The sequence below is a fragment of the Lujinxingia vulgaris genome (genome assembly GCF_007997005.1).
In the GTDB taxonomy this organism is placed as follows: domain Bacteria; phylum Myxococcota_A; class Bradymonadia; order Bradymonadales; family Bradymonadaceae; genus Lujinxingia.
In genome coordinates, this window is the sequence record NZ_VOSL01000148.1 from 98,859 (window position 1) to 121,689 (window position 22,831).

Annotated in this window: 20 protein-coding genes; 4 read left to right on the forward strand and 16 right to left on the reverse strand. The window is 65.6% G+C overall.

Translation table 11 applies throughout. The annotated features are described in order from the left end of the window. Window positions 1-35: 35 nt before the first annotated feature. The 11 genes from FRC96_RS21490 to tkt all read right to left on the reverse strand — a co-directional run bounded on the left by FRC96_RS21490 (window position 36) and on the right by tkt (window position 11,871). Entirely contained in the window at window positions 36-1,400 is a 1,365-nt protein-coding gene (locus tag FRC96_RS21490) for an FAD-dependent oxidoreductase (protein WP_146977606.1), read from the reverse strand. Next, the gene (gene kynU / locus FRC96_RS21495) at window positions 1,401-2,663 is read right to left on the reverse strand and encodes a kynureninase (protein WP_146977607.1); all 1,263 of its coding nucleotides are present in this window, start codon (window positions 2,661-2,663) and stop codon (window positions 1,401-1,403) included. It lies immediately after the preceding gene. A gap of 36 nt (window positions 2,664-2,699) precedes the next feature. Continuing rightward, window positions 2,700-3,530, reverse strand: a complete 831-nt coding sequence (locus tag FRC96_RS21500; protein ID WP_146977608.1) for a cyclase family protein — start codon at window positions 3,528-3,530, stop codon at window positions 2,700-2,702. Window positions 3,531-3,533: 3 nt separating this feature from the next. After that, complete coding sequence (locus FRC96_RS21505; RefSeq protein ID WP_146977609.1) at window positions 3,534-4,547, reverse strand: amidohydrolase family protein; 1,014 nt, start codon at window positions 4,545-4,547, stop codon at window positions 3,534-3,536. 62 nt (window positions 4,548-4,609) lie between these two features. Next, window positions 4,610-5,122, reverse strand: a complete 513-nt coding sequence (locus FRC96_RS21510; RefSeq protein WP_146977610.1) for a 3-hydroxyanthranilate 3,4-dioxygenase — start codon at window positions 5,120-5,122, stop codon at window positions 4,610-4,612. Window positions 5,123-5,303: 181 nt separating this feature from the next. After that, the gene (locus tag FRC96_RS21515; protein WP_146977611.1) at window positions 5,304-5,885 is read right to left on the reverse strand and encodes a 1-acyl-sn-glycerol-3-phosphate acyltransferase; all 582 of its coding nucleotides are present in this window, start codon (window positions 5,883-5,885) and stop codon (window positions 5,304-5,306) included. Next, a complete protein-coding gene (locus FRC96_RS21520) occupies window positions 5,878-7,119 on the reverse strand; it encodes an FAD-dependent oxidoreductase (protein ID WP_146977612.1) in 1,242 nt (413 codons plus the stop codon). The genes FRC96_RS21515 and FRC96_RS21520 overlap by 8 nt, the downstream gene beginning before the upstream one ends. 90 nt (window positions 7,120-7,209) lie before the next feature. Then, window positions 7,210-7,626 carry a hypothetical protein gene (locus FRC96_RS21525; RefSeq protein WP_146977613.1) on the reverse strand — a complete coding sequence of 139 codons (417 nt, stop codon included), beginning with the start codon at window positions 7,624-7,626 and terminating at the stop codon, window positions 7,210-7,212. Beyond that, window positions 7,623-8,669 carry a hypothetical protein gene (locus tag FRC96_RS21530; RefSeq protein WP_146977614.1) on the reverse strand — a complete coding sequence of 349 codons (1,047 nt, stop codon included), beginning with the start codon at window positions 8,667-8,669 and terminating at the stop codon, window positions 7,623-7,625. Before FRC96_RS21530 ends, FRC96_RS21525 begins: the two co-directional genes overlap by 4 nt. Continuing rightward, window positions 8,666-9,790, reverse strand: a complete 1,125-nt coding sequence (locus tag FRC96_RS21535) for a class I SAM-dependent methyltransferase (protein WP_230470556.1) — start codon at window positions 9,788-9,790, stop codon at window positions 8,666-8,668. The genes FRC96_RS21530 and FRC96_RS21535 overlap by 4 nt, the downstream gene beginning before the upstream one ends. A gap of 86 nt (window positions 9,791-9,876) precedes the next feature. Next, entirely contained in the window at window positions 9,877-11,871 is a 1,995-nt protein-coding gene (tkt, locus tag FRC96_RS21540) for a transketolase (protein ID WP_146977616.1), read from the reverse strand. 344 nt (window positions 11,872-12,215) lie between these two features. Between tkt and FRC96_RS21545 the strand changes: the two genes are divergently transcribed. The 3 genes from FRC96_RS21545 to metK all read left to right on the forward strand — a co-directional run bounded on the left by FRC96_RS21545 (window position 12,216) and on the right by metK (window position 16,501). After that, window positions 12,216-13,541, forward strand: coding sequence for a vanadium-dependent haloperoxidase (locus FRC96_RS21545; RefSeq protein ID WP_146977617.1), 1,326 nt, complete (start codon window positions 12,216-12,218; stop codon window positions 13,539-13,541). A 253-nt stretch (window positions 13,542-13,794) separates the two neighbouring features. After that, window positions 13,795-15,204, forward strand: a complete 1,410-nt coding sequence (gene miaB, locus FRC96_RS21550; RefSeq protein ID WP_230470557.1) for a tRNA (N6-isopentenyl adenosine(37)-C2)-methylthiotransferase MiaB — start codon at window positions 13,795-13,797, stop codon at window positions 15,202-15,204. A gap of 142 nt (window positions 15,205-15,346) precedes the next feature. Next, on the forward strand, window positions 15,347-16,501 hold the full coding sequence (metK, locus tag FRC96_RS21555; RefSeq protein WP_146977618.1) for a methionine adenosyltransferase: 1,155 nt from the start codon (window positions 15,347-15,349) through the stop codon (window positions 16,499-16,501). Window positions 16,502-16,512: 11 nt separating this feature from the next. Here metK and FRC96_RS21560 read toward each other — a convergent pair whose 3' ends face one another. The 3 genes from FRC96_RS21560 to FRC96_RS21570 are packed head-to-tail and all read right to left on the reverse strand — an operon-like array spanning window position 16,513 to window position 19,345. Then, window positions 16,513-17,325 (reverse strand): ABC transporter ATP-binding protein, encoded by an 813-nt coding sequence (locus FRC96_RS21560; RefSeq protein WP_230470558.1) that lies wholly within the window; start codon window positions 17,323-17,325, stop codon window positions 16,513-16,515. Beyond that, window positions 17,322-18,374, reverse strand: coding sequence for a FecCD family ABC transporter permease (locus tag FRC96_RS21565; RefSeq protein WP_146977620.1), 1,053 nt, complete (start codon window positions 18,372-18,374; stop codon window positions 17,322-17,324). The genes FRC96_RS21560 and FRC96_RS21565 overlap by 4 nt, the downstream gene beginning before the upstream one ends. Then, window positions 18,371-19,345, reverse strand: coding sequence for an ABC transporter substrate-binding protein (locus FRC96_RS21570; protein WP_230470559.1), 975 nt, complete (start codon window positions 19,343-19,345; stop codon window positions 18,371-18,373). Before FRC96_RS21570 ends, FRC96_RS21565 begins: the two co-directional genes overlap by 4 nt. A 68-nt stretch (window positions 19,346-19,413) precedes the next feature. Between FRC96_RS21570 and FRC96_RS21575 the strand changes: the two genes are divergently transcribed. Further along, window positions 19,414-20,613: an MXAN_5187 C-terminal domain-containing protein gene (locus tag FRC96_RS21575; protein WP_146977622.1), complete on the forward strand. Its 1,200-nt coding sequence runs from the start codon at window positions 19,414-19,416 to the stop codon at window positions 20,611-20,613. A 24-nt stretch (window positions 20,614-20,637) separates the two neighbouring features. Here the strand turns inward: FRC96_RS21575 and hflX are convergent, their stop codons facing one another. Both hflX and FRC96_RS22550 read right to left on the reverse strand, forming a co-directional pair. Then, window positions 20,638-22,245 carry a GTPase HflX gene (hflX, locus tag FRC96_RS21580; RefSeq protein ID WP_230470560.1) on the reverse strand — a complete coding sequence of 536 codons (1,608 nt, stop codon included), beginning with the start codon at window positions 22,243-22,245 and terminating at the stop codon, window positions 20,638-20,640. Between the two features lie 230 nt (window positions 22,246-22,475). Continuing rightward, window positions 22,476-22,831: hypothetical protein (locus FRC96_RS22550; RefSeq protein ID WP_230470561.1), on the reverse strand; the 356-nt coding region annotated here is incomplete at its 5' end.

Sequence of the window (22,831 nt, forward strand, 5' to 3'; positions counted from 1 at the left end):
AGCTCGACCAGGCGCTGAGCCGCGCCCCACCTGCCTCAGCGGCTCAGCGCCACGAGCATCGCCAGCATCACTAGCCCCAGAAGCACCACCGCTGCGATAAGCCCCATCGTCAACATGCGATCCTGGCGCGCGGCCCGAGCGCGGGCCTCGGCGTAAGGGATCGTGCTGAAGGTGACCATCGAGTAGAGCGGGATCCACCAGGTCGGAAAGAGCCGGTGGAGCACCCGTTCGATCTTCTTGCGAAACACGAAGTAGGGGGAGGCCACCGCCGAGCGCATCTCATAGTAGTTGTAGAGGGCCAGGTGCCCGATGGCGTCGGCGTCGGCTTTACGCTCCTCGCTAAACGCGGCGATGGCGCGGCCAAAATCGTCGCCCTCGCGATCGAGCAGCGCGTTGAGCACCGTGCAGTCCTCGAAGGCCGCGTTCATCCCCTGCCCGTAAAAAGGCACCACCGCGTGCGCGGCATCCCCCAGGATCATCACCCGTTCGCCATGGTGGTATGGCGAGCAACGGATGGTCACAAGGCTACCGGTGGGGTTCTCAAAGAAGTCGTCGGTGAGGGTGGGCATCAACGCGTGGGCGTCGGGGAACTCGCGCCGAAAAAACGCATCCACGTCCGCCGGGGTCTTCAGCGCCTCAAAACTCGCCGCGCCTCCCTCAAAGGCCATAAAGAGCGTGACGGTGAAGGTCGCGTCGAGGTTCGGGAGCGCGATGAGCATAAAGTCATGGCGCGGCCAGATATGCAGCGCGTTCTTCTCCATTAAAAACTCGCCACCAGGACCGGCCGGGATGGAGAGCTCTTTATAACCGTGGGTCAGGTAGGCCTGCTCGTAGTTGTAGCGTCCGGAACGTTGCAGCCGCTGGCGCACCGCCGAGTAAGCGCCGTCGGCACCGATGAGCAAAGAGGCTTCGCGCGCGACGCGCTCCCCGCTCTTGCGATCTTCGAAGTGGGCCACGCCCTCATCGAGCTCCACATCGACGCAGGGCTTTTCAAAATGAAAGCGCACCCGCTCGTGGGCCTCGGCGGTGTTCATCAAAAGCTCATTGAGCCCCTGGCGGCTGATGGAGTTAATGAACTGATCGGCGCGCCCGTATGGCTGCAGATGCGGCTCGCCCTCCACCGGGTGAATCATCCGCCCGCGCATCGGGATGCACATCTCGCGGACCTGCTCCTCCAACCCGACTCCGGCCAGAGCGGTGAGCCCGCGGGTGGAGAGCGCCAGGTTGATCGAGCGCCCCCCGTCGACCTGACGCACCCGCATGTCGGGACGCCCCTCAAAGACCTCGACGCTGTGCCCGCGCTGCGCCATATAAATGGCCATCAACGAGCCGGCCAGCCCGGCGCCGACCACCACGCAGGGAGGCTCACCGGAGGAGGGGTACGCCTGAACTTCACTCATTTAGCTCACGCTCTCTTCGAGGATCTTCCAGAAACGCCACACATCTTCATAGGTGTTGTAGAGGGGCGTGGGCGCCACGCGAATCACATTGGGGCGACGGTAATCACAGATCACATCGGCGGCCATCAGGCGTTTGTGCAAGAGCTCACCATCGCCGGCAGCCAGAATCGAGAGCTGGCATCCGCGCCGCTCGGGCTCGGCGGGCGTGATCACCTCAAACGCGTCGGCGCCGATCGCGGTCACAAGCTCAAAGAGGTAGCCGGTGAGTTTTTCGCTCTTATCCCGCAGCGCTTCCATCGTGGCTTCGGTGAAGAGCGCCAGCGAGGCGCGAAGCGAGGCCATCGGCAACACCGGCGCGTTGCTCAGCTGCCAGGCCCCCGCGCCGTACTGAGGCTCAAAGCTCGGCCCCATCTCGAACCGGGTGGAGGGATCGGTGCCCCACCAGCCCTCAAAGCGCGGGATGTCCTTTCGGCCCAGGTGACGCTCGTGCACAAAGACGCCGGCCACCCCTCCGGGCCCGGAGTTGAGGTATTTGTAGGAGCACCAGGCCGCAAAGTCCGGCCCCCACTCATGCAACTTCAGGGGCGCGTTGCCCGCGGCATGCGCCAGATCAAAGCCCACCATCGCCCCGGCGCGGTGGCCAGCCTCGGTGATGGCCCCCATGTCGAAGAGCTGACCGGTGTAGTAGTTAACGCCGCCGAAGAGCACGAGCGCAAGCTGATCGCCCTCGCGCTCAATCGCCGCGATGATGTCCTCATCGCGCAACGTCTTCTCGCCATCGCGGGGGTAGAGCTCCACGATGGCTTCGGCCGGATCAAAGCCATGAAAACGCGCCTGGCTCTGCACCGCATAGAGATCAGAGGGGAACGCGCCGCCCTCAATGAGGATCTTAAAACGCTCCGCGCTCGGGCGGTAAAAGGACACCATCAAAAGATGCAGGTTGGTGGTCAGTGAGTTCATCACCACCACCTCGTCGGGCTGCGCGCCGACGACGGCGGCCATCGGCTCGTTGAAGATCTCGTGGTAGCTGTACCAGGGGTTGGGCTCGGCAAAATGCCCGTCGACGCCCAGATTGGCCCACTTCTCCAGCTCCTCACCCAGCGCCTTCTCCACCCCCTTCGGCTGCAGCCCCAGGGAGTTGCCGCAGAGGTAGAGCACGGGCTCGCCAGAGCTGCCGGTGGGGATATGAAAACGCTCGCGGAAGCCGCCGAGCGGGTCGTCTCGATCGAGCTGTCGAGCGTAGTCGAGGTCGGTGATCTTCATAGGGGTCTCACTGAAAGGAAAGCGGCGTGCCCTGCGTCAGGGCGTCTCGGTATCCGGACGGGCCCGGTAGAGGATGGGGCGAGAGGGGGAGGCGTCGAGCATGAATCGGGCGAAGCGCAACGAGAGGAGGTAGGGGCCCTCGACGGCCGCCTCGGGCACATCGATAAGCTCGGTGATGGTGCGCCGGCGACCGGCATCGCTCGGGCCGACCTCGGCATCGAGCTCGAAGTAGGCGCGGTGGGCCGGGGTGGTGCCACCGTCATCTTCGCGGTCGATGGAGGGAAGATCGATGAGCAGATGTTCGCAGCCCTGCTCCAGAAGCCAGGCGAGGGCCTCGGCGGTGAGAAAGGCGGGGTTTTTGCCGGAGTAGTCTCGGAGCGGGGCGGCGGCGCCCTCGCCAGAGGTGGCGATGACGATGGCGCGGCGAAACGCCGGCGCCACCTCCGCCCGGGCAAGGGACGCCCGGAGCTCGGAGGTGCAGATGACCCGGTCGTCCGGCGAACTCTTCCCCTCGGAGCTATCGCCGGACTCCGCAAGCGAACGGGTCGCAACGCGCAGCACCACCGCGGGAATCAACGCCTCGGAAGCCAGCTCGCCAACGGGCACGCGTTCTGCGCTGATATGGCCAACGCCCTCGGTGTGGGTGCCGTGACCGTGGGGGATGAGCTCAATGGCCTCGCAGTTGACGCTCCCGCCCCGGCGCACGTCTCCCACAAAGTCGCCACCCTCGACCGCCCGCGCCTGGGCGCGCCCCAGGCCAAAGGCCTGCGGCTGATCGCCATAGAAGTTCAAGGGCTGCGCGAGCTCCAGCGGGCTCAGTGCGTCTACCTCATACCGCATACCATCGAGCTCTACCCACAGGTGCATCGTTTAGCTCCGCTCAAATCGGGCCCGCTCCAGCCCCAGCCACTCCAGGGCGGTGCCCGAGAGCATGCGCTCCTGAGCCTCAGCGCTCAGCTCCAGGGACTCAATGAGCTTGCCCGGCTCCAGTTCGCCAAGGGGAAAGGGGTAGTCGGTACCCAGCGCCAGGCGCTTCACGCCGAGCTGTGCGATGAGAAAGCGCAACATCGCCGGGTCGTGCACCAGGGTGTCCAGATAGATGCGGTCAAGAAGATCGCTCGGGCGGGTCTTCGTGCGCACCTGGCAAAGATCGGGGCGCACCTCAAAGCCCCAGTCGATGCGCCCCAACGTCGCCGGGAACGACCCGCCGCCATGCGCAAAGGCAAAGCGCAACTTCGGGTAGCGCTCCAGCACCCCGCCCATCATCAGCGAGCAGATCGCGCGGGAGGTCTCCGCCGGCATGCTCACAAGCCAGGGCAGCCAGTACTCCTTGAGCTGATCCATGCCCATCATATCCCAGGGGTGCACAAAGATCGCCGCGTCGAGCTCCTGGGCGGCCTCCCACAACGGGTCAAAGCGCGGGTCGTCGAGGTTGGTGCCGTTGACATGCGTGCCGATCTCCACACCGGCCAGCCCCAGCTTGCCCACTGCGCGCTCCAGCTCCTGCACCGAGCGGTCGATGTCCTGGAGCGGGAGCGTTCCCAGCCCCACGAAGCGCTTCGGATGTTCAGCGACCACCGAGGCGATATGGTCATTTAAGAGCTTCGAGAGATCATGGGCGTCGGCGGCCTCGGCCCAGTAGCTGAACATCACCGGCACCGTCGAGAGCACCTGCACGTCCACCCCGTGGGCATCGCACTCGGCGATGCGCGTGGCCGGATCCCAGAGGTTGGGGTCGACCTCCCGAAAGAAGGTCTCATCGCGCATCATCCGCGCGCACCCCGAACATTGATGCTCCAGGCGAATGAACCCGCCGTAGCCATAGCGCTCGCGCAGGTCGGGCCACTCTCGGGGCAGAATATGCGCGTGGATATCGATCTTCATCGCTTCCCTGATCTCAAGATTCGTCGGTGGTCGTGCCGCTGCGTCTGTGGGGCGCTTCGCGCTCAGCGCTCCATCTTCGCGCCGCAGTTGTCGCAGGTCCGCAGCTCGTCGCTGGCCCAGAACGCCTCGATCGCCGCTTTGAGCTGGCCGACGATGTCCGTCAGGTAAAAGAACTGCTCGTGGAGCACCTCTCCGCAGCTCTCGCAGTACCAGCGCAGCCCGTCGTTCTCCCCCTCCGGGCGCTTATGCTCGATGACCAGCCCGACCGTATTCGCCCCGCGCTGCGGCGAGTGCGGGACCATGGAAGGCAGCAAAAAGATCTCACCCTCGCGTACCGTCACGTCTTTGAACTCCCCGTCGACCACCAGCTTGAGCGTGAGGTCGCCCTCGAGCTGGTAGAAAAACTCCTCGCTGGGATCGATGTGGTAGTCCTTGCGCTGGTTGGGACCGCCGACCACAAAGGCCATAAAGTCGGTGTCCTCCCAGATCTTCTTGTTGCCGACCGGGGGTTTGAGGGCGTCGCGGTTCTCTTCGATCCACTTCTGAAAGTTGATCGGCGGCATCAGCTTGCTCATCGGTTCCTCCGGTGGGGTGTGACCTTCAGTCTGCCCGGGTCGCGGGCGAGCGAGGACGTCAGCGTGGCGGCGAACACAATCACTTCGGGTACGAGGGGCGCTCTCAGGCGGCCTCATAGAAGCCGCTGGCCGGTGAGCTTGTCAAGGACGCCCCGGCCGTGGTTCGACCGACATCAAGCCGTCAGGAGAAGCGCGCGTCCAGCGCGAACTTCTCCGGGCTGTGCGCCTCAATCTGGCTGTAGAAGGCCATGATCTCCCGCATATCGGCCTCGAAGTCATCGCCGGGCACGATGACCTTTCCGATGCCCGCCTCTTTTTTGCCGTAGTCGAGGTAGCCCAGCAGGATGGGCACGTTGGCCTCCCGTGCGACATGGTAGAAGCCGCTACGCCAGCGCTCGCGCCTGGAGCGCGTCCCCTCCGGCGTCACCGCGATCGCCAGCTCGCCGGGGTGTTCATCGAAGAGCCCGGCCATCGCCTCGACCATGCTGGGGCGCTCACCGGTCTCGGCGCGCGGGCGACGATCGATGGCCAGTCCTCCGACCGGCCCCAACACCAGGTTGAAGGGAAAGCGCATCCACTCGCGCTTGATCGTAAAGCGCACCGGCAGCCCCATCAGATCGAAGCTGGCAATGGTGAAGATCAAATCCCAGTTGGAGGTGTGCGGCGCGGCCACGACCACGCAGCGGCGATGGGTGGTGAGGTCTTCGCCCACAAAGCGCCAACCCCGAAGCTTAAAGAGCCAGCGGCAGAATGCCTTAAACATCGTCGTCCTTTTGGGTGAGCAGCGTCATGACGTCGTCAATCTGCTCCAGGCCGATCTTGAGCAAGAAGTTGGGGTTACGCCCGTAGCTCTTGTTGCCCAGCACAAAGAAGTCGGGCTCGGGGTTTTTGAGCACCTCGGGGCCGGCCGAGCTCTGCGCCAGGCAGTCGGCGTTGCCGGCGCTGGCGAGCAGGGACGCGGCGAGCTTCATGGGGCCGTCGCTGGCGTAGCAGAGGTGCACCTGGAGCTCGCTGGTGAGGGAGGTGTCCGGGTGGTAGCCAACGTTGGCGATGATGCGGTCGACCTCGACTTCGCGCTTCTGACCGTGGTCATCGGCGAGCTCGACGTGCAGGCCGTCGTCAGCACGGGTGATGCGTTCGACGAAGACGCCGCCGACGGGCTCAACGCCGCTGACTTCGCCGCGGGCGATGGCGTTACCCAGGCGGCTCAGCCGAAGGCGCTGGGGGAGCGTGTCGCCCTCGATCTCCACAAAGGGCTCGCCGTCGGCGCGGTAGGCCCAGGTGATATGGGTCTGTGGGGCGTGCTCTCGGAGCTCGGTGAGCGCCCCAAGCGTGGTCGCCGCCGAGTGCCCATGCCCCACCACCAGCACGCGCTTTCCGGCCAGCACATCGTGCTGCGCCTCGACGTCGGGGATGCGACGCATCACCTCGCCATTGAGCGCATCTTCTCCAATGGCCGAAAGCCCCCCGGGCCCCAGCCGGTTGGGGTTGGCCAGCACGCCGGAGGCGTCGATAAGCACATCAACCTCGTCAAAGCGCTCCCCCTCGGGCCCCGACACTCGCAGCAAGAAGGGCCGTCGCGCGCGCTTCGGGTCTGCCAGAAGATCGCCCTTAAGCGCCCGCACCCGCGAGACACCCAGCACGCGGGTCCGATCGCGAAGTTGGAAGTTGGCGTCTCGCTTGAGCTCTTCCACCAGCGGCTCAAGGTATGCGTCGAGGTACTCTGCTCCGGTGGGAAAGTCTTCGTCAGGCGCGATCTCCACGCCGGCGGCCTTGAGCGCCGCGACCCCTCGGGCGCTGCGGTTGAGCGACCATGGCGAGAAGAAGGTCACATGCGACCAGGTGCGCACATGCGCGCCGGGCGATGTCGCTTCATAAAGCGTCACCGCAAACCCCTCGTCGAGCGCGCGCAGCGCGCACTCCACGCCGATGGGGCCTGCCCCGATGATCGCCAGACGGCGACCCGTGCCCTGCGCTTCTGAAGACTTCTGATTCATCGTACTTCCTTTATGCGATTCATGTGTGCAAAGCCGCTCCGCGTCACCCCGCACCGGGGTGTGATGCGGGCGCGCACTACTTCAACATCGTCAGTAGCGGGGCCAATCCCGCCGGGCACGGGCGCTGCCTTCTTCGACGACCTCCCAGCCCTCTTGATCTCTGGCGAGGACGAGCCATGTGGCCTCGGTGGCCGGCGGCTCGTTAAAGGAACTGATGATGACTTCGAGGCGATCCTCATCAAGAGCGAGCATCCTCACCACCTCATAGTGGGCTGGAAGTTCGCCGGCGGCCTGCTTCGCCTCAAGCCAGCGTTGCGCCGTGTAGAGCGGGTCGTCGGGAGCCTGTGTGACCTCGCCATTTTCAGTGGGAGTTAAGCCATCATCGGTGGGCGTCGGCGTGCTCGTACATGCTGCCACGATCAGTAGGAACCCGATGGCGACGACGAACCCGCCAGAGCGAGCGCGCACCGGTTTCACCATCAAAAGGCTGGTCAGAAATGAGCTCATTCGATGTACCCGATGAAGGTCGATTGCGGAGCGATGTTCAGTGTCGTGTACGTCCACACCAGCGCGCGCACGCCCTGACCGACATTGAACTCAGAACTTCCCGCGAGCAGCCAGTGGGTGATGCGCGCGGCGTCGACGCCAGCGTTGGCAATGACCGTAGCGAGCGCCTCGTCAAACTCCTCGCCATCCCGCGCACAGAAGGTCAGCCCCTCCCGGCAGCCTTCGGTGCCGGTGGCCTCGATCGTCTGCTCATCGAGGCGCACCCCCACGCCGATGCCATCCTCGTTGTGCGGGTAAACGCCGAGCACACCGAGCACCATCGCGTCGGGGAGCCCGCCCTCCGGGAAGATCGGCAGGTTGGTGGCGATCGCGCCCAGCTGCGTCTCATCGCGTGTGATGATGTGCACGCGAAAAAGCCCTACGGCTGCGGCATTCATCATCAGCTCGCCAACCTGTGCCCACTCCATGCGGCGGTCGAGCAGAAGATCGATGCCCGCTGGCCCACCGGCCTCGGTGAGCGCGTCGTTGAGCCAACGCATGATATGGCGCGAGAGCTCCGGGCTCTGCCAGGCCGCTTCTCCGTAAGGGGTGATGATGCGCGCGCGAGTCGCAATGATCGGCAAGGCCGGCAGACGCCGCTCCTCCACCCACGCCGTCGGAGCGACCTCCGGGGGTAACCCGTCGCCGCTCGCCAGGGTCAAAAGCGCGCTGACGTACTCCGGCGCCGGCGCCCAGCTCACCTCCAGCGCCTGCTCGGGGGTCGGGCGCGTCACGATCATCGGCATCCGCAAACGCCGCTCCCCATGCCGCACCTCAACCTCCAGCAGATAGCGCCCGGTGACCACGCGCTCGGCCACCAGCACGCGCCCGAGTTCCGCCCCGCGCTCCGAGAGCACATCGAGGCCCTCCGAGGCCTGCGCGCTCCAGCTGACCCCCTCCAGCGTCCAGGGCTGAGCCTGGGCCGGCTGTGGGGCCGCCACCATCAGGAGCAGCGTCGCCACCATCCCCGCCACACACCCAACGATCTGCGAGCCGATGTTCACGCGCTCGCCCCTTGCTTTCTCCGCGGCGTGGCGACCACATAGTGGAAACGATCGCGGCGCGCGAACTCGCTGTAGCCCCAGTGCTCATGCCACTCGTGCATCAAGATCTCGAAGCCGTGCTCATCGAGCATCTTCGCCAGAGCCTGACGCGAGGGGAACCACCGCGTCTGACCGTCGAGGTTCACCCACACGTCGGGGCGATAAAGCGGCACGCCCTGCCCGTCCCAGATGCTGTCTTTGCCCTTAATGGCAAAACAAAAGAGCCCGCTCTGCGCCGGCAAAAGATCGGCCGCCAGCGAGAAGATCCGCGAGAGCTCCCCGGAGCTAAAATAGTGCAGACTGGAGTAGGAGTAGATCAGGTTGACGCCTTCTACCCGCGGATCGTTGCGCTCCAGCGTCGAGACGAAATCACCGGCCAGCAGGTTATGCTCAAGCTCGGTGCGCTCTTCGAGCACCGGGGCCACGCGCTTACGATGCTCTTCCAGGGCGACCGGGCTGATGTCGATGCCCAGGTACGAGCTCACCCGGGGGCTGGAGACGATGCCCAGCGCGTCGTTGCCAATCCCGCAGCCCAGCTCGGCGACCTTGATGGTGTCCTGCTCACCGCGGTTGCGCGCGCGTTCTTCCACAAAATCCAACAACTTCCAGACGAAGGGGTTGGGTTCGCGCGACTGAAAGAAGCCGTAGGCGATGCCCGACTCCCGGTAGAGCTTGCCGTAGTCGAAGTCCAGATCGACCAGAAATCGCACCATCGCGGCGGCTTCGGCTTCTTTTCCCGCCTGCCACAGCCGGCTGGCCACGCCGAAGGCCAACGCCCCCAGGTGCAGCGACGACTCATCGCTGCTCAACTTTCGCGCCAACCAGAAGAGCGTGGCCAGATCGCCGCCTCGCTCAAAGAGCCACTCCACCACATTGTCGAGCAGCCTGCCCACGGGCTCATCGAGGAGCTCGGCGGCCTGCTGATCCGCCCCGCGCAGGGCATCCTCCAGCGGGGTTCCCGGCTCGACCCCGCCGATACCGAGCGCCTCGGCGTCCGTAGTGAGAAGATCGACGGCGGCCTTTGGGTCGACAAACCCCGCATCTTTGAAGAGGTCGAGTCGTCGCGTGAAGTTGGCTGGCATCACTTCCTCCTTGGGGTTTTGCGGGGTGTACGCCGGGTGCCCACGGGTACCCGGCATGCTTCGATTCAGACACGCCGGCGCGCAGCTTAGAGGCTGTTGACCGCCTCCACCACGCGCGCTGCCGTCAGCCCGAACTTCTCATAGAGCTCTTCATAGGGGGCTGAGGCGCCGAAATGATCCAGGCCCAGCACCTTTCCCTGGCTGCCGGTGTAGCGCCCCCACCCCAGGGTGACGCCGGCCTCAATGGCCACGCGGCGAGTGACCTCGGCGGGGAGTACCGACGCTTTGTAGTCGTCGCTCTGCTGCTCAAAGACCTCCCAGCAGGGCATCGAGACCACGCGCACGGCCTTGCCCTGTGCCTTAAGCGTCTCGAACGCCTCGACCGCGATCGCAACCTCGCTCCCCGTCGACAAAATCAACGCCTCCGGAACCTCGCCGGGGTTGCTGTCGGCAAGGATGTAAGCGCCCTTCGTCGCATCGCCCACGCTGTGGAGCGCGTCGCGATCGAAGGTGGGCACGTTCTGCCGCGTGAGCACAAGCCCCGAGGGCCCGGTTTTATGCTCCAGGGCCAGCTCCCAGCACTGGCGCACCTCTTCGGCGTCGGCCGGGCGCAGCACGTGGTAGTTGGGCATCGCCCGCAGCGACATCAGGTGTTCGATGGGCTGGTGGGTGGGGCCATCTTCACCAAGACCGATGGAGTCGTGGGTGAAGACCATGATCTGCGGCATATGCATCAGCGCCGCCAGCCGAAGCGCCGGGCGCATGTAGTCGGCAAAGACCAGAAAGGTCGCGCCGAACCCGCGCACACCGCCATGCAGGCACATCCCGTTGACGGCCGCCGCCATCGCATGCTCGCGGATGCCAAAGTGCACGTTCTGCCCTGCGTGACTCTCGCGCGTCATCTCACCGAACTTCGGAAAGAGCGTCTTGTTGGAGCCCGCAAGGTCCGCAGAGCCTCCGACGAGTTCGGGCAGCACTTCAAAGATCGTTTCGATGACCTTGCCGCTGGAGGCACGGGTGGCCATGCCTTTCTCGGAGGGCTCAAAACGGGGGAGCGCATCGCCCCAGCCTTCGGGAAGTTCGCCGCTGATGCGGCGAGTGAGCTCTTCAAACTTCTCTGGAGCTTCTGCTTTGAGGGCGTCGAGGCGCTCCTCCCAGGCCTTGCGCGCTTCCCGCGCCCGCGCGGCGGCCTCACCTGCCATATGCTCACGAACCTCCGAAGGCACCACAAAAGGATCGGGGTAGGGCCAGCCCAGGGCCTCTTTGGTCAGCTTAATTTCATCGTCACCCAGCGGAGAGCCGTGCACCGAGGAGGTGTCGGCTTTATTGGGCGAACCAAACCCGATGATCGTCTTAACGCGAATCAGCGTGGGGCGCCGCGTCTCGGCTTTGGCCTTCTCGATGGCCCGATCGACGGCGTCGACGTCGTTGCCGTCGTCCACGTTCAAGACCTGCCACCCGTAGGCTTCAAAGCGTCCGGTAGTATCTTCGGTGAACGCGATGTCGGTGCGCCCGTCGATGGTGATCTCATTGTCATCGTAGAGGAAGATCAGCTTGCCCAGGCCCAGGTGCCCGGCCAGCGACGCGGCCTCATGCGAGACGCCTTCCATCAGGTCGCCGTCGGAGCAGATGCCGAAGGTGTAGTGGTCGACCACGCCTGTGAATCGCTCGCGCAGGTGCGCCTCGGCCATCGCCATGCCCACCGCCGTGGCAAAACCCTGGCCCAGGGGCCCGGTGGTCGTCTCCACGCCCGGGGTCAGCTCGGCCTCGGGGTGACCCGGGGTCAGGCTTCCCCACTGGCGGAAGTTCTTGATCTGCTCAAGCGTCATCGCCTCATAGCCCGTCAGGTGCAGCAGGCTGTAGAGCAGCATGGAGGCGTGACCGTTGGAGAGCACAAAACGATCGCGGTTAAACCAGGTAGGGTCGGCCGGATCATGACGCAGATGCTTTTGCCAGATGGCGTAGGCCACCGGCGCAAGCCCCATCGGCGCGCCGGGATGACCGCTGTTGGCAGCCTGCACCGCGTCCATCGACAGCGTGCGGATCGTATTTATGCTCAGTGTGGTGATCGAGTCGGTCATCATCCCCTCGTTATTCAAAAACGCCAGAACATCTCAGTCGTCTGTGAGTCGCCAGATTGCGCCCCCACGTTGTGCCGCGCCGCCCGAAGCGTGTCAACGACAAGGCCCCGGCCCGGCTCGCCAGATGAGGCTGAACCCGGGCAATCCTGATCACAGGTTCAGACCGGTCAACTACATCACGTCGAAATTTAAGACATCGCAAATCGGACTTCACGCCGGCTCGCCAGCGCTTAGATTTGCTCTGGCAACGCTTGGAAAATCCCGGATCACCGGTGCGTCATGCCGGTCCGCACGTCGCTCCGGGTCGCCGACCAACCACTGCACATCACCTCTGGGGGGAGATCATGCAGCTTCACCGCATCACCATCGCCGTGTTTCTCAGTGTCATGTTCATGCTCACCTCCGGGTGCAACGAGGCGCTTGATGCACCTCCTCGCAACCCCACACCCATTGGCGAAGATCGCGGCGACGTGGTGGTGAGCTGGATGAATCTGACCCTCGATCGCGTGCAGGCCGACAGGCTCACCCCGCCGCAGACCTCGCGCATTCTGGCCTACTCCGGTGTGGCCCTCTATGAGGCGTTGCTCGGCGGCATGCCGCGCCAGCAATCCTTCGGGGGCCAGCTCCCCGGCCTCGACGCGTTGCCGGCGCTGGAGCCGGGGGTCGACTACGACTTCTATACCGTCGCGCACGCGACGATGGGGCACCTGATGCCGCTGCTCTTTGTCAGCGACGAGAGCCGGCAGGCCTTTGAGAACTTTGCCGAAGACGGCATTGAGCAACGGGCCGAGGCCGGCGTCGACGCGCAGGTGCGAGAGCGCTCGCGCGCCTACGGCGTGCTGGTCGCCGAGGTGATCGACGCCTGGGCCTACGGCGACGGCTACGACGACGCGATGGCCGTCACCTACGAGTTCTCCGATGAGCCCCACGCCTGGCGACCCACCGCCGAGGGCATGCAGGCGCTCCTACCGGGCTGGGGACGGCTGCGCCCCTTCGCGCTGCCCACGGCCGATGCCTGCGCCCCGCCGCCCCCTCCCGCCTTCGAGACCCTGCCCCACTCCGCGCTCTACCGTCAGGCACTCGCCGTGTGGAACGCCTCACGCACTCTGACGCCTGATCAAGAGCATATCGCCAACTTCTGGGCCGATAATGTGGGCGTCAGCCCCACCCCGCCCGGCCACTGGATGCGCATCGCCACGCAGATCCTCGCCGATCGCCACGAACGCCTCGACCGCAGCGCCGAGACCGTCGCGCTTTTGGGTCTGGTTCAGGCCGACGCCTTCATCTCCTGCTGGGACGAAAAATACCGCTCCAACCTCCTGCGCCCGGTCACCTACATCCGCGACCACATCGACGAGGACTGGAGCTCCCTGGTCACCACGCCCCCCTTCCCCGAATACACCTCCGGCCACTCCAACGCTTCGGCCGCCGCCGCCCGCGTGCTCACCGAGCAGCTTGGCGCCTTCCCCTTCGCCGACCGCACCCACCAGTCCCAGGGCCTGGGACTGCGCCACTTCGAGGACTTCAACCACGCCGCTCAAGAAGCCGCCATCTCCCGGCTCTACGGGGGCATCCACTACCCGATGGGCATTGACTACGGCATGCCCCAGGGCGAGTGCGTGGCGGGGCATCTGTTGGAGCGAGTGGAGACGCGCAGAAGCTCGGAGTAAGCGCGGCCCACCGCTCTGAACGATGCAAAAAGCGCCGCGCTCCGGTCGGAGCGCGGCGTTGGTCCGCACTCGCCCGAAAATCACCTCCCCCGCCCCCGCGGTTGACGCGCACGGGCTCTTCTTCTAGGGTTCGCCCTCTTAAGCGCGGGGCGCGCGTGCGCGCGCCACCAAAGACCGCCAACCCCTTGATAACGCTCCCCTTTTCACCGCGAGACGCCGACGCATTAAGACGCCGCGGGATGTGGAAGTAGATATGACGAGCACGCTCAATCCGACGCAGGCCGACCCGAACGCGCATAATGGCGAGGTCAATACGATGCCCAACGTGGGGCAACGACCTGGCAAGCGGGTATTTATTGAGACCTACGGCTGCCAGATGAACCTGGCCGACAGCGAGCTGATGGGCGGGGTGCTCAGCACCCGGGGGTATACCGCGGCGCCGAACCACGATGAGGCCGACGTGATCCTCATCAACACCTGCGCGGTGCGGGAGCGGGCGGAGGAGCGCGTGTTCGGGCGACTTTCGCACCTTCTGCGCTACAAGAATGAGCGCCCCGAGGTGATCCTGGGGGTCACCGGGTGCATGGCCGAGCGCCTGCGCGAGGTTATCACCGAGCGCGCACCTTATGTGGATCTGGTCATCGGCCCCGACGCCTACCGGCGCCTTCCGGAGCTTCTGGAGCAATGCCAGGAGGTCGACGCCGACCCGGTGATCGACGTCAAACTCGACCGCGCCGAGACCTACACCGGGCTGACCCCGGAGCGTCGCCCGGGCATCAGCGGCTGGGTCACCGTGCAGCGCGGCTGCGATAAGTTCTGCACCTTTTGCATCGTGCCCTTTGTGCGTGGTCGCGAGCGCGGCGTCTCTCCCGAGGAGATTCTGACGCAATGCCGTGACATGGCCGCCCGCGGCTACAAAGAGGTCACGCTGCTGGGGCAGACGGTCAACTCCTACAAGCACGAAGACACCGATTTTGCCGACCTGCTCGAAGAGGTCGTCAAGGTTGAGGGGATCGAGCGCGTGCGCTTCACCTCGCCATACCCCACCGACTTTACGCCCAAGCTCATCGCGACGATGGCGAAGCACGATAAGATCTGCAACTACCTGCACCTGCCGCTGCAGTCGGGCTCCGACCGCACGCTCGAAGAGATGAAGCGCCTCTACACCAGCGGGGAGTTTTTCAAGCTCGTCGACGATATCCGCGCGGCGATTCCCGACATCGCCATGTCCACCGACATCATCGTGGGCTTCCCGGGTGAGACCGAGGAAGATTACGAAGAGACGGTGGCCGCGCTCGAGCGCATCCGCTTCGACTTTGCCTACCTCTTCAAGTACTCCGAGCGCGACGGGACCTACGCCTCACGCAAGCTCCCGGACACGCTCGATGAGAAGACCAAAGGTCGCCGCCTGGCCGCGCTCATTGCGCGTCAGGAGGCCATCAGCGCCGAGATCTTCCAGAATCGCATCGGCACCACGGTGCGCGTGATGGTCGAGGGCGAGAGCCGCCGGGATGCGGCGGACCTCTGCGGGCGAAGCGATGATTTCAAGATGACGGTCTTCCCCAAACCCGAAGGTCGCGAGCTGATGCCCGGCGACTTTGTGAACGTGCGCATCACCGATGCCACCAGCCACACGCTGCTCGGCGAGATCGTCGAGGGATAATTCGGGTCGACGCGAATAAACCTTTTTTTCGGGTGTTTCTTGCACCCGCTTACCCCGGCCCACCTCCACGCACGAGGTGGGTCTTTCACCCAGCGGCCTTTTGAGGCCGCCTCGCTGCGAGAAGAAACGGAGAACCTTTACGATGTCCCAGAATTTCATCTTCACCTCGGAGTCGGTCTCCGAGGGACACCCCGACAAAATCGCCGATCAGATCTCCGACAGCGTCCTCGACGCCATCCTGGCGCAGGATCCGAAGAGCCGCGTGGCCTGTGAGACCGTGGTCAACACCGGTCTTGTGCTGCTTGTTGGCGAGATCTCGACGCGGGCGACGGTCGACTATACGAAGATCGCCCGCAACACGATCGAGCGCATCGGCTACAAAGAGGCCCGCTACGGCTTCGACCACAAGAGCTGCTCGGTGATGGTGGCGCTCGATGAGCAGAGCCCCGACATCGCCCAGGGCGTCGACGCCGAGCACGGCGTGGTCAACGAGCAGGGCGCCGGCGACCAGGGCATCATGTTCGGCTATGCCTGCGATGAGACCGACCAGCTCATGCCGATGCCGATCATGTACTCCCACCAGCTCGTCGAGCATCTGGCGCACGTGCGCAAGTTCGGCGGCATGGACTGCTTCGGCCCGGACTCCAAGAGCCAGGTCTCGGTGCGCTACGAAGAAGGCCGCCCGGTGGCCATCGACGCGGTCGTGGTGTCGACCCAGCACACCGAAGACATGACCATCGAGCAGGTCCGCGAAGCGGTGATGGAGACGGTCATCAAGAAGGTGCTCCCGGCGCAACTTCTCAGCCCGGAGACGAAGTTCCACATCAACCCCACCGGCAAGTTCGTGATCGGTGGCCCGGTGGGCGACGCCGGCCTGACCGGCCGCAAGATCATCGTCGACACCTACGGGGGCATGGGCCGCCACGGCGGCGGCGCGTTCAGCGGCAAGGACCCCAGCAAGGTCGACCGCTCGGCAGCCTACATGGCGCGCTACGTGGCCAAGAACCTCGTGGCCGCGGGCTTTGCCGAGCGCCTGGAAGTGCAGCTCTCCTACGCCATCGGCGTGGCCGAGCCGGTGAGCATCATGGTCAACACCTTCGGCACCGGTAAGGTCGACGAAGAGAAGATCGAAGCGCTCATCCCGCAGTTCTTCGACCTGAAGCCGGCCGGCATCATCGAGAGCCTGGACCTGCTCAAGCCCGTCTACAGCGAGACGGCCGCCTACGGTCACTTCGGCCGCCCCCAGTTCACCTGGGAGCGCACCGACAAGGCCGAAGCGCTGCGTAACGCGCTCTAAGCCGACGTGTCTTACACGTCAGCGGTGTGGCTGGCCGCTTCGGCCAGCCACACCGGGCGCCCCTCCACCTGAAGGCGGCGCATCGGCAGCCCGAAGGCCTCGCTCACGTCCTCGTTGTTGAGCACCTCGTCGGGCTCGCCCCACCCCATCGCGTGTCCCGGCGCGAGCAGCAGAACCCGGTCGAAATAGCGGTGCACGAGGTTCAAGTCGTGCAGCACCGCCACCGCCGCGCCCCCCTGATCCACATGCTGACGCATCACCTCCAGCAGCCTGAGCTGATGACGAAGGTCGAGGTTTGCGGTGGGCTCATCGAGAAGCCACAGGGGCGCGCCGGCGACGAGCGCGCGCGCCATCACCACGCGCTGACGCTCCCCGCCGCTGAGTGAGGAGACCGGGCGGCTGGCGAGATGGTCCACCTCCAGGCGCGCGAGCGCATTGAACGCCCGCTGACGATCGCCCGTTGAGGGCAGACTGAAGCGCGGGCGGCTGGCGTGAAGCCCCATCAACACAAGCTCCAGCGCGCTGAACGCAAAGACCGGCGCGTTGCTCTGGGGCACGACCGCCACCTCCCGGGCGATCTCGCGACGCGTATACTCCGAGAGCCGGCGCGCATGCAGCCACACCTGTCCCTGATCCGCGGCGCGGACCCCGGCGAGTTGGCGCATCAACGTGGTTTTGCCAACCCCGTTGGGGCCCACGACGGCCCAGGCCTGCCCGGCCTCCACGCTCAAACTCACCCCCTCAAAGAGCGTGCGCTCTCCCACACGGGCGCCCACACCGTCGAGGTGCAGCAGCGTCGGAAGATCGCGTCGTTGCTGGCTCATGCCCACCCCGCGTCGCGGCGCAACGCCCGCCATAAGAAATACAAAAACATCGGCGCCCCGATCATCGAGGTGAGCACCCCCACCGGAAGCGTCGTTCCTAATACGCCAAAAAGGCTACGTGCACTCACGTCAGCAAGCGTCAAAAACGCCGCCCCGGCCAGCGCCGAAGTCGGCAGCAACACCCGATGATCCGGGCCCACCACAAGGCGCATCGCGTGCGGGACGACCAGCCCCACAAAGCCGATGATGCCCGAGAAGGCCACGCCCACCGCCACCGCCAGGCTGGCGAGCAGCAGGCAGATGCGCTGCACCTTTGCGACCTCCACACCCAGGTAGGCTGCCTCTTCTTCGCCTAGCGACATCGCGTTGAGGTCGCGGGCGTAGGCAAAGAGCGCGATCAGACAGAGCCCCGTCACCAGGCTCACACCCAGCATCACGGGCCACCCGGTGCCTTCCACGCTGAGGGAGCCCATCAGGTAGAAGAGGATCTCCTGGGCCTTCTGGGCCGAGACGATGCTCTGCAAAAACATGATCAGGGAGGCGGCGAAGGCGTTGACGATCACGCCGGTCAAAAGCAGCACGTAGGTGGCGCCGCGCCCGGAGGGCGCCTGGCGCGCCACGGCAAAGATGGCGGCGAGCGCAGCGAGCGCGCCGCCGAAGGCGGCAAGCGGCGTGCCTACAGCGAGCACGCCCACGCTGAAACTTCCCAGCGTTAAGAGCAGCGTACCGCCCAGCGCCGCGCCTCCCGACACACCCAGGATGTAGGGGTCGGCCAGGGGGTTTCGCAGCACCGCCTGAAAAACCGCACCGCCGGCGGCCAGCGCCGCACCCACCACACCGGCAAAGACCACCCGGGGCAGGCGCGCGCTCCACAAAATGGCCTGCTCAGTGGTGCTGAGCTCGCCGCTCCACCAGCGCGCAGCAAGATCCAGCCCGCCCAGCGCGGAGCTCCCCGAACTCAGCCCCAGCGCCGCACTCAGGCCCCAGAGCAGGAGCGTGAGCGCCGCGCTCAGCGCGATCTTCGTCGGGGTCAGCGCCGCGCGCATCATCGGGCCGCCTGCCCCGCACCCCCACCACGCGCGGCCTCTCCCAGAAGCTCCAACGCCTGCGGCACGCGCGGCCCCGGGCGCATCATCACCGCGTCGGGCAGGTGCACGACCCGCTCCTCGGTGACCGCCGGCAGGCTCTTAAAGGTCTGCCAGAACCCCAGCACCTCCTCGCTGCTCACGTTGAGCGAAACATCGATGATGATCTGTGGCTCAGCCTCGATCACCGCTTCCATATCAAGCACCGGGTAGGCTGTGGTGGCGTCCCCCACCGCATTTTCCAGACCGGCCAGGGCGATAAGCTCCGCCCCGAACGAGCCGGGCCCGGCCACGACCACCGGCTCGCGGTCGTAGGCCAGCAGCGCCCGTTGTGGCGAGACGCCATGGGCAGCCTGCAGCTGCCCGGAGACCTCCTCAATGGCCTGCTCGGTGCGCGCGCGAAGTTCGCGCCCGGCCTCCTCTTCGCCGATCCAGGCGCCGAGCAGCTCCATGGTGTGCAGGGCCGCGTCCAGATCGTCGCCGCGCGCAAAGGCGTAGGCCACCCCGGCCTCCTGAAGCTGGTCGGCGACCTGATGATCCGCGCCGGCCTGCACCCCCACCACCAGATCGGGGCGCGCGGCCAGGATCGCCTCCAGATCCGGGTCGAGCATCCCGCCGATCTTCGGCACCTCGCTCACCTCCTCGGGGAAGTCGCAATAGCGGGTCACGCCCACCACACGCTCGCCAGCGCCCAGAGCATAGAGCACCTCGGTGGTGGAGGGGGCCAGCGACACGATGCGCTCCGGCCGCTCAGGCAGATTGGCGCTGAGCGTGGCGTCTTCGCGCACCACACGCTCCCCCGGAACCTCGTCCTTCTGCGGCCCCGGGACCGGCGTAGACGGCTTGTCGCAGCCCCCGGCCAGCGCCGCCACACATGCCACCGCCACGATCGCGCGGCGTCCCCAACTCAAACTCACCGGATGGTCATATTGCAAAGGCTTCACCTGGTGTTACACTACCGAGACCCGACGGCCTCCCACAGACAGCTCAAGGATCGGCAGCCATGGCGGGACGTGACCTGCTCAGTCAGTCAGAAATCGACGCGATGCTCAACAACCTGGAGCGTCAGATCGATCGTTTGCGCGTGCTCTACGAGCGTTATTTTAACGGCGTGGACCGTCGCCCTCCCAGCCATCAGCGCCAGGAGGTGGTGCGCCTGCGTTTTGAGCTCGAGCACACCTACATCAATAACACAGCCCAGAAGTTCCGTCTGCGAGCCTTAGTCCAGCGCTTCCAGACCTTCAAGACCTATTGGGATCGCACGCTTCGGCAGATTGAGGAAGGCACCTACAAGCGCGATCGCAACAAGGCGGAGCGACGTCAGGAGCGACGCCGGGAGCGCGAGGCGCGCGAGGAAGACGGGGCCTACAGCATCGACCTCGACAATGACTTTATCGAAGGTCTTGATGAGGTCGATCTCGACGCGATCCTGGGCGACGCCATCTCGGCGGTGGAGGCCTCCGAGCCGGCTCCGGCGGCGCCTGCGCCGACATCGTCTGCCTCCGGCAGCGCCGATCACGACGAGGCCGAGCGCGAGCGCATCCGTCGCGAGAAGCTCGCCGAAATTCAACGCCAGCTCGGGCTGATGGGCGATGAGCCGGGCGCCGCGGCGCCCGCGCAACCCGTGCCAGCCGCTCCGGCGCAACCTCAAGCTCCCCCACCCCAAGCCGCCGCCCCCACTCCCGCCGCCGAGCGTCCTCCGAGCGATCCGCGCAGCCAGAAGCTCGCCGCAATGCGCCGCAAGCTCGCGCAGCGCGGGAGTGAGGACGAGAGCGCCGCGAGCTCCCCGACTGACGCCGACGGCGGTGTGCGCGGCGCAAGCTACGACAAGCTCGCGAAGATGAAGGCGATGCGCGAAAAACTCGCCAGCCGCTCGATTCAACGCCCTTCCTCCGGGCCGATCCGTCGCCAGAGCACCTCGACGCCCGCCCCCACCGGCGGCACCCGCACCACCGGCAGCCACCGCGTAGTGCGGCGCCCGGCCAACTCCGAGGACGAGAGCACCCGCCAGGTCTATGAGCGCCTCATTGAGGCGAAGCGCCGCTGCAACGAGCCCACCGATAAGTTGAGCTACGATGCGGTCAAGCGCTCCATGGACCGCCAGCGCGAAGAGCTCCAGCGCAGCCGCGGCGCGCGCAATGTCGACTTCCAGGTCGTCATCAAGGGCGGCAAAGCCTACCTCAAACCCGACACCAAAGACTGAGCGCTCCGCCGAAGCGGTGAGCGCTCAGGGCCTGGCCTCCATCGACGCCTCGCGCTGGCGCGCCTGACGAAAGAGGCGAGTCTCAAGCTCTTCGACCAGACGCTCGGTGCTGGAGCGATCCAGCGCCGAGACTGCGATGGCGTTGTACGCCCGCGCCACCGAGGCGGCCTCCCCCTCCTCCAGAAGATCGCTCTTGTTGAAGACGAGCAGCTGCTCCTTATCGCCCAGATCGATCTCGGTGAGGATGCGGTTGACGGCCTCCATCTTATCGTCAAAGCGCTCGTCGGAGACGTCGATCAGGTGCACCAGAATATCGGCCTCGTCGAGCTCCTCGAGCGTAGCCTTAAAAGCAGCGACCAGGTCGGCGGGAAGATCGTGAATGAAGCCGACGGTGTCGGTGAAGATGATCTCGCGCTCATCGGGAAAACGCAGCTTACGGGTGGTGGGCTGCAGGGTGGCGAAGAGCTTGTCTTCGCTGAGCACCTCGGAGTTGGTCAGGGCGTTGAGCAGCGTGGATTTACCGGCGTTGGTGTAGCCGACGATGCTCACCGTAGGCAGCTGATTGCGCGTGCGTCGCGCGCGGCGCACCTCGCGCTGCTTGCTCAACTTCTCGATGTCTTTCTCCAGCGAGCGGATGCGATCGCGGGCGCGGCGCCGGTTGATCTCCAGCTTGGTCTCACCGGGTCCGCGCCCGCCGATGCCACCGGTAAGTCGGCTCATGCCGGTGTTGCGGCTATGCAGCCGGGGCAGGTTGTATTTGAGCTGGGCCAGCTCCACCTGGACCTTTCCGTCGCTGGAGGTGGCGCGCTGGGCGAAGATGTCGAGGATGAGCTGGGTGCGATCGATGACCTTGATGTCGGTCTCATCGGTGATGCCGCGCAGCTGGGTGGGGCTTAAGTCCTGGGCGAAGATGATCAGGTCGACGTCGAGCTGCAGCGCGCGCAGCGTGAGCTCCTCGATCTTGCCTTTGCCCAGGGCGTATTTGGGGTGCATGCCGCTGCGACGCTGCACCAGGGTGTCGACCACATCGACACCGGCGGTGCGGCAGAGCTCGAGCATCTCGGCGACCTCCACCTCCTCGGGTCGGCCCTCGGGCGTGGCGACATAAGCCAGCAGCGCTGGCTGCCCGCCGGTGGTCACCACGTCGGCCGCCTTACGCTGGAACTCGCCCTCAAGCTCCATGATGAAGTGCGTAAAGCTCACGCCGACTTCAGCCGGGTTGGGAGCCTTGTAGGTCTCCCAGATGCGCTGCTCGGGGTTCTCCGGCACGAGGTGCGCCCAGGCCACCTGCCCGGGGTAGCCACCCGGGCCCACCCCGACGCTCATCACCAGGTCGAGCTGCAGTTTGGAGAGGTCAGTGAGATCGTCGCGCGAGAGCTCGACGTCGCGGCCCTTGCTGCCAAGGTGGGTGCGGATCAGGCGCACGCCGCGAAAGCGGCTCTGGCCGGCGCGCTGACGCCCCAGATCGGGCAGGTAGACGCGGTGGTTGTCGCCGAGCATCACATGCTCAACCTTGCCGGAGCGATCCACCAGCACCGCAACCACCCGATTGAGCTCCTCGGAGATGAAGGTCATCTGCGTGGCGAACTCCTGACTGATTGCATCCAGGGTGCCAATTTTTCGACGGTACAACTTCTCCAGCGCGCGTTTCTGGCTGGATTTCAGGCCGGTGGTCTCGCCATAGATCTCGCGTGCGATAGGTCACTCTCCTTTGAAAACGTGGACGCGTGATGAGTGGGCTAAACATCGCACCCGTAGCGAACATTGCGATGTCCTGGTTCTAAAAAAACGGCCGCCGCCCGGGCTCCATTCCGAAGCAGGCGGCGGCCGAGAAGATTCGCCAGAGGTTCAAGCCGCCCTGCTCAGGGCGGGCACCCCAGGCGCTCCATCTGCGCTTCGACCGCCCCGGGGTTGGAGGGGCCGGTGCGCATGTACTGACGGTAGTGGCGGCAGGCCGCGTCGATGTCGTTGAGCTGGCCGTAGGCCACGCCGAGGATGCGGTGGCAGTCGGCGTTTCCGCCGCGCACACCCTGGGTGCAGTCGGTGATGGCACCGCGGGGATCGCCGCTGGCGACCTTACGCGCGGCGTTGGTAAAGAGCGTGCGCGCTTCTTCCGGGCTGAGCGTGGGCTCGGCGGTCTTCTTGCGGCTCGGCGCGCGCGAGCCTCCGCTCGACGAGCCGGCGCCGCGGGCAGCGGCCGCTTCGGCACGCGCGGCCA